Raw genomic sequence first — 14,518 nt, 5'->3', positions numbered from 1 at the left:
ACCCGGCGTCGCCGCGTCCTTGAGAGGATGCGATCCGAGATGAAGGGCTACCTCCTGGGGCGGTCGCTGAACAGCGCCGTCTCCCTGGCCGGGCTCGTCGTGCTGGTCTTCTTCCTGGCGCGGCTGACTGGCAACCCGGCGGACCTGTACCTGCCGCTCGACGTGCCGGCCGAGGTGCGCCACGAATTCTCCGAGCGCCACGGCTTCAACGACCCGCTGGTGGTGCAGTTCGGCCGCTTCCTCCTCGGCCTGCTGCGCTTCGACTTCGGCGAGTCCATGCGCTTCCACGCCCCCGCCCTGTCGCTGGTGCTGGGCGCCTTCCCGACCAGCCTGGCGCTGGCGGCGCTCGCGATGGGCATCGCGCTCACCATCGCCATCGTCACCGGGGCACTCGCGGCCTGGAAGCCGGGCGGGGCCTTCGACCGGGTGGCCAGCCTGCTCTCGCTCGCCGCCGCCAGCCTGCCGAACTTCTGGGTGGCGATCGTGGGCGTCCTGCTCTTCGCGGTGAACTGGCGGCTGCTGCCGACCTCCGGCACCGGAAGCTGGCAGCACTGGGTGCTGCCGGTCGCCGTGCTGGTGATCCGCCCCTGCGGGCTGCTGGCCCAGGTGGTGCGCAGCTCGATGATCGGCGCGCTCGGCTCCGCCTATGTGAAGACGGCGCGGGCCAAGGGGGTGCGCAGCCGCGTCATCCTCTTCGTCCACGCGCTGCGCAACGCCATGCTGCCCGTCGTCACGGTCGCGGGCGACCAGGCCGCGGGCCTCATCAACGGCGCCGTGGTGGTGGAGGTGATCTTCGGCTTCCCCGGCATCGGCAAGCTGATGATCGACGCCATCACCTACCGCGACTTCGCGCTGATCCAGGCGGGGGTGCTGGTCACCGCCGTCGGCATCTTCGCGCTGAACACGGCGGTGGACCTGCTCTACGCGCTGCTCGACCCCCGCATCCGGCACGCCTGAGATGAGCGAGCACGCCCTTCCCATGGCCCAGGCCATCGCCCCCCGCCGCCCCGGGACGCTCCGCCGCGGCCTCTCCCTGCTCTGGCGCGACAAGTTCGCCTTCCTCGCCGCCCTCTTCCTCCTTGTCGTGCTCGTGGCCGCCGCCATCGGGCCGGAGCTGGTGGGGCGCGAGGCGCTGGCGATCAACCTGCGCGGCCGCAACCTCGGCCCCTTCTCCGGCACCGGCGGCTGGCTCTACTGGCTGGGGGCGGATAGCCTCGGCCGCTCCATCCTGGCGCGGCTGATCGTGGCCAGCCGCACGACGCTGCTCATCGCGGGCGGCGCGGTGCTGGGCGCGCTGCTGATCGGCGGCGCGCTGGGCTTCGTCGCCGGCTTCGCCCGCGGCTGGGCCAGCCACGTCATCCTGCGCCTGGCCGACATCGTGATGAGCTTCCCCTCGCTGCTCCTCGCCCTGATCGTGCTCTACGTGCTGGAGCCCCGCGCGGCGAACGTCGTGCTGGTGCTGATCGTCAGCCGCATCCCGATCTACCTGCGCACCGCCCGCGCCGAGACGCTGGAGGTGCGGGAGCGCATGTTTGTCACCGCCGCCCGCGTGCTGGGCGCCTCGCCGGGGCGGCTGGTGCGGCGGCACATCGTCCCCATCGTGGCGCCGACGCTCGTCACCGTCGCCACGCTGGAATTCGCCTTCGTCATGCTCTCGGAATCCAGCCTGTCCTTCCTCGGCCTGGGCGTGCAGGCGCCGGACATCACCTGGGGGCTGATGGTGGCGGAGGGGCGCGGCACGCTGGGCACCGCCTGGTGGCGCTCCTTCTGGCCCGGCCTCGCCATCACGCTGACGGCCATCTCCATCAACCTCGTCGCCAACTGGGTGCGCGTCCTGACCGACCCCGCCCAGCGCTGGCGCCTGGAAGCCAGGGCGGATACCGATGCCTGAGGACGCGGATCACCTCCTCGCCGTCGAGAACCTCGCGGTGGAGTTTCACACCTCCGCCGGCCGGGTGCGCGCGGTGCGCGGCGTGAGCTGGCACCTCGACCGCGGCGAGACGCTGGCCATCCTGGGCGAGAGCGGCTCCGGCAAGAGCGTCAGCGCCTCGGCCGTGATGGGGCTGATCGACTGCCCGCCGGGCCGCATCACCGCCGGCCGCGTGCTCTATGGCGGGCGCGACCTCCTCACCATCGGCGAGGAGGAGCGGCGGGAGATCAACGGGCGGAAGATCGCGATGATCTTCCAGGACACGCTGGCCGCGCTGAACCCCGTCTATTCCATCGGCTGGCAGATCGCCGAGGCGTTCCGCGCGCATGGCGTCGCGGCGGCGGAGGCGCGGGGCAAGACGCTCGCCCTGCTGGAGCGCGTCGGCATCCCCGACGCCCCGCGCCGCTACGACGACTACCCGCACCAGTTCTCCGGCGGGCAGCGGCAGCGGATCATGATCGCCATGGCCCTCGCCCTCCGGCCCGACCTGCTGCTGGCGGACGAGCCGACCTCGGCGCTGGACGTGACGGTGCAGGCGGGCATCCTCAAGCTGCTGAAGGAGCTGCAGGCGGAGACGGGGATGGGCATCCTGCTCATCACCCACGACCTCGGCATCGTCGCGGAATTCGCCGACCGCGTGGCCGTGATGAACGGCGGCGAGGTGGTGGAGACCGGCCCCGTCGCCCGGGTGCTGCGCGACCCGCAGCACCCCTACACCCGCCGCCTGCTCGCCGCCCTGCCCGGCCAGGGCCCGCTGCCGGAGCCGGCCGCGCCGGCGGAGGAGCCGCTGCTGCGGGTGCGCGACCTGTCCAAGCACTACGTCATCCGGCGCGGCATGTTCGGCAGCGCGACCGGCGAGGTGTTCAAGGCGATCGAGGGGATCAGCTTCGACCTCGACCGAGGCGAGGTGCTGGGGGTGGTGGGCGAATCCGGCTCGGGCAAGTCCACCCTGGCGCGCACCCTGCTGGGGTTGGAGACGCCCAGCGGCGGGCGGATGCTCTATCGCGGGCTCGACATCGCCCGCGCCACGCCGGCCGAGATGAAGCGCCTGCGCCGCCAGGTGCAGGTGGTGTTCCAGGACCCCACCGCCTCGCTGAACCCGCGCATGCGGGTGGGCGAGATCATCGCCGAGCCCTGGGAGATCCACCCCGACGTGCTGCCGCCCGCGCAGCGCCCCGCGCGCGTCGCGGAGCTGCTGGAGCAGGTCGGGCTGCGGCCCGAGCACGCGCAACGCTACCCGCACCAGTTCTCCGGCGGGCAGCGCCAGCGCATCGCCATCGCCCGCGCGCTCGCGCTGCGGCCGGAGCTGATCCTGTGCGACGAGGCGGTCTCGGCGCTCGACGTCTCCATCCAGGCGCAGGTGATCGAGCTGCTGAAGCGGCTGCGGACGGAATACGGCCTGTCCTACCTGTTCATCGCGCACGACCTGCCGGTGGTGCGCGACTTCGCCGACCGCGTGCTGGTGATGCACCGCGGCCGCATCGTCGAGCAGGGGCCGACGGCGCAGATCTTCGGCGCCCCGCGCGAGGCCTATACGCGCGCCCTGATCGCGGCGAGCCCCACCTTCCATGCGAGTGCCGCCCATGCCGCTTGACGACGCCTCCTTCCCCGCCGACGAGGCGGCCGCGCTGCTGCTGGCCGCGCGGCGGGAGAACCGGCTTCTGCCCACCCTGCCCGGGCCGCTGCGCCCCCGCAGCGCCGCCCAGGCCTATGCCGTCCAGGACGCGGTGCTGCGCGGGCTGGGGCCGGTCGGCGGCTGGAAGGCGGGGCCGCCCAAGCCGGACGGTCAGATCTTCGCCTCGGCCGTGCCGCAGGCCCTGGTGCTTCGCGACCCCGGGGCGCTGCCGGCCTTGGCCGCCGCGCCGGAGGCGGAGGTGGAACTCGGCCTGGTGCTGGGCCGCGACCTCGGGCCCGAGGCGGCGCGGGACCCGGCGGCGCTGCGCGCGGCCATCGCCGCCGTGCATGTGGCGGTGGAGCTGCTCGCCTCCCGCTTCGCCGACCGCCGGGCCCTGGACTCGCTCCTCCCCCTGGCCGATGCTCAGAGCAACGCCGCCATCCTGCTCGGCCCGGCCCTCGGCAGCGCCGGGCTGCTCGACGTCGCCCGGATCGAGGCGGCGCTGCGCATCGACGGCCGCCCCGCCGGCCAGGATCGCGGCGCCCCCGCCGGGGCGACGATCCTGGAAAGCCTCGCCTGGCTCGCCGGTCATGCCGCCGCGCGCGGCGTGCCGCTGCGCGCCGGGCAGGTGATCGTCACCGGCGCCCGCGTCGGCCCTGTGCCGCTGCCGCCGGGCGTATCGGTGGAGGCGACGCTGCGACCGGGCGGCCATCCGGGGGGGACGCTGTCCTTCCGCCTGCCCGCGGCCGGGCAGGCGCGGGCAGGCTGAGGCCAGGGCAGGAACGGATACGAGACGGATACGGGAAGGAAACGGGAATGAACGGCATGGCGACGACGCGGCGCGGCCTGCTGGCGCTGGGCGGCGGGGGACTCGTCCTGGCACGGGGCGGGGCGGCCCGGGCGGAGGACTGGCCGCGCCGGCCGATCCGGCTGGTCGTGGCCTTCGCGCCCGGCGGCGCCACCGACGTCCAGGGCCGCATCCTGGCCGAGCGGCTCTCGGCCGAGCTGGGGCAGGCGGTGGTGGTGGAGAACCGGCCCGGCGCCTCCGGCATCATCGGCACGGAGGCGGTCGCCCGCGCGGCGCCCGACGGCTACACGCTGCTGCTGGGCAGCGTCACCACCCATGCGGTGAACGTGCCGCTCTACGGCACGCGGCTGCCCTACGACCCGGTGCGCGACTTCGTCGCCGTCTCGCGCACCAACACCGGCTACAACCTGCTGGCCATCCACCCCTCCGTCCCGGCGCGCAGCGTGCCGGAGCTGATCGCGCTGGCCAAGGCGAAGCCGGGGGCGCTGGCCTACGGCTCCGGCGGCAACGGCACCTCCACCCACCTGGCGGGGGAGCTGTTCCGCATGATGGCCGGGGTCGACATCCTGCACGTCCCCTTCCGCAGCACCGCCCCCGCCACCACGGCGCTGACGGCGGGGCAGATCCAGATGATGTTCGACACCAGCGTCTCCGCCATGCCGCTGATGCGCGACGGGCAGGTGCGGGTGCTGGCCACCACCGCGCCGCAGCGCCAGCCCGCCCTGCCCGAGCTGCCCACGGTGGCGGAGACGCTGCCGGGCTTCACCATGGACACCTGGAGCGGGCTCTACGCCCCCGCCGGCACGCCGCGGCCGATCGTCGACCGGATCGACGCGGCGACGCGGGCGGCGCTGGCCCAACCGGATCTGCTGCGGCGCTTCGCCGATCTCGGCGCCATCGCCTTCCCGGCCGGGCCGGAGGAGTTCGCCGCCTTCCAGGCCGCGGAGATCGCGCGCTGGACCAAGGTGGTGCGCGACGCCGGCATCACGGCGGAATAGCCGCGTCCTCGACGGCGCAAGGGGTGGCCCCCATCCTGCCGCCCCGTGCGGATCGTGCGCCCCAACCCGTCCGGCGCCTTCGCGCCGGATTCCCGCCTTCCCTGACAGGAGTATGCCCATGACCGTCGGTTTCAGGATCCGGACGGAGTTCGAGCGGGTCGATCCCGCCCTGGTCGCGCGCGCGGCGGAGCTGCCGGTCGCCAATATCGGTGACGTGCTCAACCGCATGCAGGCGATGCGCGGCGGCCTCCGCGCCTACGGCGGCCGCAGGACCGTGACCGGACCGGCCCTGACGGTGCGCGCCCGCGCGGGCGACAACCTGATGCTGCACCGGTCGCTGGACCTGGCGAAGCCCGGCGACGTGGTGGTCTGCGACGCGGGCGGCGACATGGGCACCGCGATCATGGGCGACATCATGGCGCGCTACGCCGTCTCGCGCGGGATCGCCGCCTTCATCATCGACGGCGCCGTGCGCGACATCGCCGAGATGGCGAAGCTGGAGCTGGGCGTCTGGGCGCGCGGCGCCACCCCGGCCGGCCCGTACAAGGACGGGCCGGGCGAGATCGGCTATCCCGTGGCCTGCGGCCAGCTGGTGGTGATGCCCGGCGATCTGATCGCGGCGGATGAGGACGGCGTCGTGGTGGTGCCCCGCGCGGACGCGGCGGACGCGATCGCCGCAGCCGAGCAGCACGCGGCGAAGGAGGCGAAGTCGATCGCCTCGATCGCGACCGGCGGCATGGACCGGCGCTGGGTCGAGGAGACGCTGGCCGGGAAGGGCTGCGCGGTCCGCTGACGCGGCAGGACCGGCCGCCCGTCGGGCGGCCGGTCCCCGATGGCGCCCCCGGGGAGGGGGTGCCGCCGGCCTTCGGCGCCGAGGCCGTGCCCCGGCCGCCCCCGGGGGCTGCTTTTTTCCAGGATCACGCCCGAGGCCCATGGCGCGGGCCGCCCTGCCCGCCTCCGACGTCCGGCCACGGGCACCCGCGGGCCTCCCGTCGCCAGGCCGTCGGCGACATCGGCACCGCCACGACAGAAAGATGGCGCCTGCTGCCGCAGCGCCCCCCGTGACACCTCCCGATCTCCGCACCCGGCCAGGGGACTGGACGGCGCCGGGGCGGCGCATGCCGCGCCGGGCGGAAACGCGTTGACAGCACCGGCAGGCGGTGCGGATATTTCATTCTATCAATCTAGATTTCACATAATGAAACTCCTGGACCATACCGGGAGGGCGAAGGGAGAGGAAACGATGCGGTGTGTCGCGAGACGGACCAGCCGCGTGCCGTTCCGGCTGGCCACAGTCCTGATGCTGTCCATCCCCCTGGGCCTGTCCCCCACCGGCGGCCGGGCACAGCCGGCCGACCTGGCCGCCTCCGGCCTGGTCAGCGAGCTGGAAGGGGCGGAGGTGGTGCTGGACCCGGCGCGCCGGCCACAGCGCTTCCAGGAGGCGCCGCAACTGGCGGCCGAGGTCGCCGCCGGCCGCCTCCCGCCGGTGGAGCAGCGCCTGCCGGCCGAGCCGCTGGTGCTGCAGCCGCTGCAGGAGGTCGGCCGCTACGGCGGCATCTGGCGTCGCGGCTTCACCGGCCCGGGCGACAGCGAGAACGGCAACCGCATCAACGCCTCGGACCGCATCCTCAGCTGGGACCGCAGCGGCACGCGGCTGATGCCCAGCGTCGCCCGGGCCTGGGAGGTCAGCCCCGACGGGCGGCGCACCACCCTCACCCTCCGCCGCGGCATGCGCTGGTCGGATGGCGCGCCCTTCACCGCCGACGACTTCGTCTTCTGGTTCGAGGACGTCTACGGCAACCGCGAACTCGGCGGCGGCGTGATGCAGGAGATGCAGTCCCAGGGCAGGCCGGGCCGCGTGGTGAAGATCGACGAGGTGACGGTCGCCTTCGAGTTCGAGCACCCCAACTTCCTGCTGGTCGAGCAGATCGCGGCGCAGACCAACCTCGGCGGCCAGTCCTACCGCCAGTCCGATGGCGGCACCTTCGGCGGCTACGCCCCGGCGCACTACCTGCGGGCCTTCCTGCCGCGCTACTCCTCGGAGCAGGAAGTGGCGCGCAAGGCCCGCGAGGCGGGCTTCGAGACCTGGGTGCAGTACTTCCACTTCCTCAAGGACTGGCGCCTGAACCCGGCGCTGCCCACGCTGGGCCCCTGGCGCACGGTGCAGCCGATCAACACCCCGAACTGGGTGCTGGAGCGCAACCCCTACTACTGGATGGTGGACACCGCCGGGAACCAGCTGCCCTACATCGACCGCATCAGCATGATGCTGGCCGAGAACCTGGAGGTGGTGAACCTGCGGGCCGCCGCGGGCTCCTATGACCACCAGGCGCGCCATCTTCAGCTCGCCAAGCTGCCGGTCTTCATCGAGAACCAGGACCGCGCCGGCTATGCCGTGCACATCGACCTCGCGACCTACGGCTCCGACCTCGCGCTGCACATGAACATGAGCTACACGGCCGATCCGGAGATCGGCAGGTGGCTGCGCAACGCGGATTTCCGCCGCGCCCTCTCCCTCGGCATCGACCGCGAACAGCTGAACGAGACCTTCTGGCTCGGCCTGGGCACGCCCGGCTCCCCGGTGGTGTCGGAGGATTCGCCGGAGAATCCCGGGCCGGAATGGCGCCGGCGCTGGTCCACCCACGATCCCGCCCAGGCCAACCGCATGCTGGACGCGCTGGGGCTGACCAGGCGCGATTCCCAGGGCTTCCGCCTGCGCACCGACAATGGCGAGCGCCTGGTGCTGCAGGCGGCGGCGACGCAGGCGCTGCAGCCCTACCCGCAGCAGCTGGAGATGATCGCGCAGCAGTGGCGGCGCATCGGCATCTTCCTGGACGTGCGGGAGATGGAGCGCTCCCTCGCCTACAGCCGGCTGCGCACCAACCAGGTGCAGATCTTCCCCTGGAGCAACTCCGGCTCCGAGAAGCTCTTCCTGGTGCCGCAGTACGTGCTGCCGGTGGATGCGGCCAACTCCGCCATGGGGCCGGCCTATGCCGCCTGGTACGCCTCCGGCGGCGCCGCCGGCGAGCAGCCGACGGATCCGGAGATCCTGCGCGTGATGGAGCTGTTCCGCTCGGCCTCCGCGAAGCCGGAGGAGGAGCGGAACCGCATCGCGCAGGAGATCTGGAGGGTGGCGGTGGACCAGCAATGGTCGATCGGCGTCGTCGGCGTCTCCCCCGGCAGCTTCGGGCTGCGGCTGGTGAGCAACCGGCTGGGCAACGTGCCGCGCCGCACCTGCATCGCCAACCACTGCCGCACGCCCGCCGCGGCCTATCCGCAGCAGTACTTCTTCCGCTGACCCGTCCAGGGGAAAGGCCGTCGCCATGATCCAGAGAACCCCCTTCCCGCGCGAGGGCTTCTTCGCGGGCAACCCCGCGCTCGACCGGATGCGGTCGGGCGAGGCCGCGATCGGCATGATCGTGCGCCTCTCGCGCTCCGGCGAGATCGCCCGCATCGCCGGCAACAGCGGCCAGGACTTCATCTTCATCGACATGCAGCACGCCGTCTTCTCGACCGAGACGGTGGCGGACATCGCCCAGACGGCGCTGGGCTGCGGCGTCACGCCGCTGGTGCGGGTGCGCGGCGTCGCCGACCCGAATATCGGCCCGCTGCTGGACAACGGCGCCACGGGGATCATCTTCCCCGACGTGAACACGCCCGAGGAGGCGAGGGCCTGCGTCGCCGCCTGCCGCTTCCCGCCGCGCGGCCGGCGCTCGGCGGCCGGCGGCTACGCCGTCTTCAACACCGCGGCCGTGCCGCTGGCCGAGGCGATCCCCGCCATGGATGCGGCGACGCTGGTGGTCTGCATGATCGAGACCCGGCAGGGGCTGGAGAATGCCGAGGCGATCGCGGCGGTGGAGGGCGTGGACGTGCTGCACATCGGCTGCAACGACCTGCTGATCGACATGGGCAGGCCGGGCGCCTTCACCGACGCCGCGCTGGGCGACGGCATCCGGCGGGTGATCGCCGCATGCCGGAAGCACGGCAAGTACGCCGGCCTGGGAGGGGACAAGGACCGGTCGCGCCAGGCCGCCTGGCTGCGCGAGGGCATCCGCTTCACCACCCTGACCAGCGACGCGGGCTTCATCGCGGCCGGCGCGGCGCAGATGGTGGAGGAGTTGCGCGCCAGCCGGCCGGGATGATGCCATGGGCGCCAGGGCGGGCGCTGCGACGGGAGGGCGAGGCTTGGCGGTTCCGACGAAGGGCGTGGGGGGCGCGCCGAGGGACGGGGAGGGGAACGGCACCGCCTATGCCGCCACCTCCCTGGAACGCGCCCTGTCGATCCTGGAGAGCTTCACCGAGGACCGGCCGGCCCTGACCCTGTCGCAGGTGGTCGGGGCCACCGGGCTGAACAAGACCACCGCCTTCCGCCTCCTCACCGTGCTGACCCGGCGCGGCTTCGTCAGCCGCCGCCCGGGCAGCGGCGAGTACATGGCGGGCATACGCGCCCTGGCGCTGGCGGGCGCCTTCCGGGCCCGCTCCGTCCTGCTGGACGCCGCCCGGCCGGTCCTGGCGGCCATCCGCGACCGGCTGAACGAGACGGTCATCCTCAGCGTCCGGCACGGGAACCACCGCATCGACGTCGAGTACTGCCGCTGCGCCCACGCGCTGCAGGCCGTGGTGACGCTGGGGGTCGCCAAGCCGCTCTACGTCGGGGCGGGCGGCCGGGCGCTGATGACCACCCTCTCCCCGGCCGAGCTGGAGAGCTACTTCGCCGAGGTCCCGCTCCGCCCGCTGAGCCCGACCACCCTCGCCACGCGGCGGGAGGTGGAGGAGGCGCTGGCGGTCATCCGCCGCGACGGCATCGCGGAAAGCCTCGGCGAGGCGAATACCGGGCTGGCCGGCTTCGCCATTCCCCTGGCCTGCCCGCCCGGCGAGCCGGCCGCCGCGCTGGTCGCCTCCATTCCGCTCCAGCGCCAGACCCCGGCGCTGCGCCAGGACGTCATCGCCGCCTTCCGCGAGGGCGCGGAAGCCATCCGCCTGCGCCTCGCCTGAGGGTCCGCCGCGGCCGCCGGCCGCTGCCGCCCCCCTCTCCCCTCCCCTGCCCTCCTGTGCTGCCCCATGCCACCCGGGCCGACCCTGCCTCTCCGGCGCGGGTCGCGTCCGCCCGAAGCTCGTCTGGCGCTTGGCCGCCAAGTGTGAAATACAAACCGAATACAGTTTGCATGCCGACCTTTGGGACGGCGACCGCTGACAGACGAGGCATCGGGCATGAGCGCCTTCCGTGGCACCTTCACCGTCTGCGTGACCCCCTTCGACCCGGAGGGGCGCCTGGACCTGAAGGCCCTGGCCGCCTACGTCGACTGGCAGATCGCCGAGGGCATCCACGGGCTGATCCCGCTGGGCTCGACCGGCGAGTTCCTCTCCCTCTCGCCCGAGGAGACCACCGCCGTCGTCGAGACGGTGGTGAACACGGCCCGCAAGCGTGTCCCCGTCCTCATCGGCACCGGCCATGAGGACACGCGCGAGGTGGTCCGCCGCTCGCGCGAGGCGGAGCGGCTGGGCGCGGACGGGGTGATGATCATCCCGCCCTTCTACTGCACCCCCAGCGAGGACGAGCTCTACCACCACTACAAGACGGCCGCCGACGCCATCGGCATCCCCGTCATGGTCTACAACAACCCGGCCGTCACCAATGTGGACCTGGTTCCCCGCATCGTCGCCCGCCTCGCCACCATCGAGGGCTGCCAGTACATCAAGGAATCCTCGCTGGAGGTGACGCGGGTGCGCGACATCATCCGGCTCTGCGGCGACCGCATGACGGTCTTCGGCGGCGTGCTGGGCTTCGAATCCTTCGTCGAGGGGGCGGAGGGCTGGGTCGCCGTCGCCTCCAACGTCGCGCCGAAGCCCATGGCGCGGCTGTTCGAGCTGGTCGCGGACGAGGGCAAGGTCTTCGAGGCCCGCGACCTCTACCTGCGCTGGCTGCCGGTCATCGAGGCGGTCTTCGGCCCCCTCTTCGTCAGCGGCACCAAGTCCTTGATGAACCACATGGGCTTCCCCGCCGGCCTGCCACGCCCGCCCCGCCTGCCCCTGGCGGCGGCCCAGGACTCGGAGATGGCGAAGCTGGTGGCGCAGTTCGGACTGCGCTTCCCGTCCTGACGGGCGCCGCGCCCGTGGCCCCGGGGAAAAGGCGCCGCCATTCGCCCCTGCCGCCCCCTGTGCGGCAGGAGCAGGGCCCCCGCCCCCCCGCTCGCGGGGTCCGGGGCACGCCGGAGGCCGATGACCTCGGGCGACCGGGGTGTCCGCAGGCCCGACGCCCATGACCCGCTCCCCCTCCCCCGCGGCCTTCCCCATCCGGGTGGATGGCGAGACGCTCCGGGCCGAGCCCGGCGAGACGCTCGCCGCCACGCTTGTCGCGCATGGCCTCGTGGCGCAGGCGACGGGCGCGGACGGCGCCCCGCGCGGCGCCTTCTGCGGCATGGGGGTCTGCCACGACTGCCTGGTGAGCGTGGACGGCCGGCTGGGGCAGCGGGCCTGCCTGACCACCGCCGAGCCGGGGATGGAGGTGCGGCGCTTCGCGGCGGCCCGGCCGGCGCTGGAGGGGCAGGCCGCGCTGTCCGGGTTGCCGCCGGGCCCGCTGCCGTTGCGCGAGGCGGAGGTGGTGGTGGTCGGCGCCGGGCCGGGCGGGCTGGCGGCGGCGCTGATGGCAGCGCAGGCCGGGCTGGGCGTGCTGGTGCTGGACGAGCGGCCGAAGCCGGGCGGGCAGTTCTACAAGCAGCCGGCGGGCGGCGGCGGCGACCGCCAGGCGCGCGACGGCGCGGCGCTGATCGCGGCGGCGCTGGCGGCGGGGGCCGCGATCGAGAGCGAGACCCTGGTCTGGGGCGCCTTCCGCCCGGAGGGTGAGCCGGAGGGCGGGCTGGAGCTGGGGCTGTTGCGCCGGGGCCAGGCGTCGCGGCTGCGCTGCCGCTGGCTGGTGGTGGCGACGGGGGCCTACGAGCGGCCGCAGATCGTGCCGGGCTGGACTCTGCCGGGGGTGATGACCACCGGCGCCTGCCAGACCCTGCTGCGCAGCCATGGCGTGCTGCCGGGCCAGAGGGTGCTCTTCGCCGGCAATGGGCCGCTGCACCTCCAGGTGGCGGCGGAGGTGCTGCGCGCCGGGGGCGCGGTGGCGGCGGTGGCGGAGGCGGGGAGGCCGCTCTCCCGCCCGGCGGCCGGCTGGGCCATGGTCCGGGCCCAGCCGCGCCTGGCCATGCAGGGGCTGGGGCTGGTGGGGCGGCTGCGGCGGTCGGGCGTGCCGCTGCTCTGGGGCCATGGGCTGCGCCGGCTGGAAGGCGCCGAGCGGGTGGAACGTGCCGTGCTGGCGCCGCTGGACGCCCGGGGCGGCTTCGTCGCGGGACGGGACGTGACGGTGGAGGCGGATGCGGTCTGCCTCGGCGTCGGCTTCGCCCCCGCCTCGGAGCTGCCGCGCCTGCTGGGCTGCGCCCATGCCGTGCCGCCCGGGCAGAGCCATGCCGAGGTGGTGCGCAACGAGTCCGGCGCCACCTCGCTGCCGGATGTCTTCGTGGTGGGGGAGGCGGGCGGCTTCGGCGGCGCCCATGTCGCCCTGGCGCAGGGACGGCTGGCGGGGGCCACGATCGCCCATCGTGCCGGCCGCTCCCGCCCGCGCGGGGGCGATGCCGGGCAGGCCCTGGCCCGGGCGCGGCGCTTCCAGTCGGCGCTCTGGGCCGCCTTCGCCGCGCCGCCGCCCGCCTTCCCGGCGGAGGAGGAGACGCTGCTCTGCCGCTGCGAGGGGCTGAGCCTCGGCCGGCTGCGCGCCGTGGCGGAGCGAGAGGGCGTGCGCGACGTGGCGACGCTCAAGCGGCTGACCCGCGCGGGCATGGGCCGCTGCCAGGGGCGCTACTGCGGCGCGCACCTGGCGCGGGTGATCGGGGCCCCGCCGGGGGGCGAGGCGGACCTCCTGGCGCCGCAGATGCCGCTGCGCCCCGTGCCGCTGCCGGCGCTGGCGGTGGAGAAGCCGGAATGGGGCGGGCACCGCCGCGCCCTGCTGCCGCCCGACCGCACGACCGAGGGGCCGCCGCTGCCGGTCCACGAGGCGGCGACGGTGGTGATCGGCGCGGGCATCGCCGGGCTGTCCACCGCGCTGTTCCTCGCACGCGCCGGGCATGACGTGGTGGTGCTGGAGGCCGGGCGGCCGAACGCCATGGCCTCGGGCGGCAATGCCGGCAGCCTGCACGTGCAGCTGCTCTCCTTCGACTACGGCGCCAAGGCGGAGGCCGGGGGCTCGCCCGCCGCGCGCACCCTGCCGCTGCAACGGGATTCGGTGGCGCTGTGGGAGGCGCTGGAGCGCGAGACCGGGCGCGACTTCGAGATCAAGCGCACCGGCGGGCTGATGGTGGCGGAGACGGAGCGCGACCTGCGCTTCCTCGACGCCAAGACGGCCGTCGAACGGTCCATGGGCATCGAATGCGGCGTGATCGACGCGGCGTCGCTGTACCGGCTGGAGCCGCACCTGGCGCCCGGGCTGCTGGGCGCGGCGTATTGCCCGCAAGAGGGCAAGATCAACCCGCTGGTGGCGACGCAGGGCATCCTGGACGCCGCCCTCGCCGCCGGGGCGCGGGTCTTCGACCGCACCAGCCTGCGCGCCGTGGAGCGGCGGGACGGGCGCTTCCTGCTGCACACCAGCCGCGGGACGCTGCTGGCCGGGCGCCTGGTGAACGCGGCCGGCGCCTTCGCCTCGCGCGTGGGGGACATGCTGGGCCACCGCGTGCCCGTCTTCGGCGCGCCGTTGCAGATGGTGGTGACGGAGGCGGTGGCGCCAATGGTCTCCGCCCTGGTCGCGCATGCCGACCGGCACCTGACGCTGAAGCAGGCGGGCAACGGCAACTTCCTGATCGGCGGCGGCTGGACGGCGACGCTCGACCCCGTCCACCACCGCCCCCGCCCGCTGCGCGAGAGCCTGGAGGGCAACCTGTGGGTGGCGCAGCGGGTGGTCCCGGCGCTGCAACGGCTGCACGTGCTACGGAGCTGGGCGGCGATGAACATCAACATCGACGGCGCGCCCATCCTGGGCGAGCACCCGGCCGAGCCGGGCTTCTTCAACGCCGTCTCCTCCAACGGCTACACGCTGGGGCCGATGCTGGGGCAGGTCACGGCCCGCCTGATCCTGCGGGGTGATGCGGGGCGGGACCTGTCCGCCTTCTCCATCGCGCGCTTCGGATGAGCGGCGG

The 14,518-nt window shown here is 74.0% G+C and carries 11 protein-coding genes; all 11 read left to right on the top strand.

The annotated features are described in order from the left end of the window. The first annotated feature begins 39 nt into the window (after window positions 1-39). On the top strand, window positions 40-957 hold the full coding sequence (locus LPC08_RS01235) for an ABC transporter permease (RefSeq protein WP_230450920.1): 918 nt from the start codon (window positions 40-42) through the stop codon (window positions 955-957). 1 nt (window position 958) lies between these two features. Then, entirely contained in the window at window positions 959-1,891 is a 933-nt protein-coding gene (locus LPC08_RS01230) for an ABC transporter permease (protein WP_230450919.1), read from the top strand. After that, on the top strand, window positions 1,884-3,524 hold the full coding sequence (locus tag LPC08_RS01225; protein ID WP_230450918.1) for an ABC transporter ATP-binding protein: 1,641 nt from the start codon (window positions 1,884-1,886) through the stop codon (window positions 3,522-3,524). Before LPC08_RS01230 ends, LPC08_RS01225 begins: the two co-directional genes overlap by 8 nt. After that, complete coding sequence (locus LPC08_RS01220) at window positions 3,514-4,314, top strand: fumarylacetoacetate hydrolase family protein (protein WP_230450917.1); 801 nt, start codon at window positions 3,514-3,516, stop codon at window positions 4,312-4,314. The genes LPC08_RS01225 and LPC08_RS01220 overlap by 11 nt, the downstream gene beginning before the upstream one ends. Window positions 4,315-4,361: 47 nt before the next feature. Then, on the top strand, window positions 4,362-5,351 hold the full coding sequence (locus LPC08_RS01215; RefSeq protein WP_230450916.1) for a Bug family tripartite tricarboxylate transporter substrate binding protein: 990 nt from the start codon (window positions 4,362-4,364) through the stop codon (window positions 5,349-5,351). Window positions 5,352-5,469: 118 nt separating this feature from the next. Then, a complete protein-coding gene (locus LPC08_RS01210) occupies window positions 5,470-6,144 on the top strand; it encodes an RraA family protein (RefSeq protein ID WP_230450915.1) in 675 nt (224 codons plus the stop codon). 507 nt (window positions 6,145-6,651) lie between these two features. Next, window positions 6,652-8,649, top strand: coding sequence for an ABC transporter substrate-binding protein (locus LPC08_RS01205; protein WP_230450914.1), 1,998 nt, complete (start codon window positions 6,652-6,654; stop codon window positions 8,647-8,649). A gap of 25 nt (window positions 8,650-8,674) precedes the next feature. Continuing rightward, on the top strand, window positions 8,675-9,493 hold the full coding sequence (locus LPC08_RS01200; RefSeq protein ID WP_230450913.1) for an HpcH/HpaI aldolase family protein: 819 nt from the start codon (window positions 8,675-8,677) through the stop codon (window positions 9,491-9,493). Window positions 9,494-9,536: 43 nt separating this feature from the next. Further along, the gene (locus LPC08_RS01195) at window positions 9,537-10,346 is read left to right on the top strand and encodes an IclR family transcriptional regulator (RefSeq protein ID WP_230450912.1); all 810 of its coding nucleotides are present in this window, start codon (window positions 9,537-9,539) and stop codon (window positions 10,344-10,346) included. A 216-nt stretch (window positions 10,347-10,562) separates the two neighbouring features. Next, window positions 10,563-11,450, top strand: coding sequence for a 4-hydroxy-tetrahydrodipicolinate synthase (gene dapA, locus LPC08_RS01190; RefSeq protein ID WP_230450911.1), 888 nt, complete (start codon window positions 10,563-10,565; stop codon window positions 11,448-11,450). Between the two features lie 160 nt (window positions 11,451-11,610). Continuing rightward, window positions 11,611-14,511 carry an FAD-dependent oxidoreductase gene (locus LPC08_RS01185; protein WP_230450910.1) on the top strand — a complete coding sequence of 967 codons (2,901 nt, stop codon included), beginning with the start codon at window positions 11,611-11,613 and terminating at the stop codon, window positions 14,509-14,511. The last annotated feature ends 7 nt before the right edge of the window (window positions 14,512-14,518 follow it).

It is taken from the genome of Roseomonas sp. OT10, from assembly GCF_020991085.1.
Taxonomy (GTDB): Bacteria; Pseudomonadota; Alphaproteobacteria; order Acetobacterales; family Acetobacteraceae; genus Roseomonas; species Roseomonas cutis.
The sequence above is the reverse complement of the archived record's forward strand: the minus strand, read 5'-3'. Positions and strand labels throughout refer to the sequence as shown.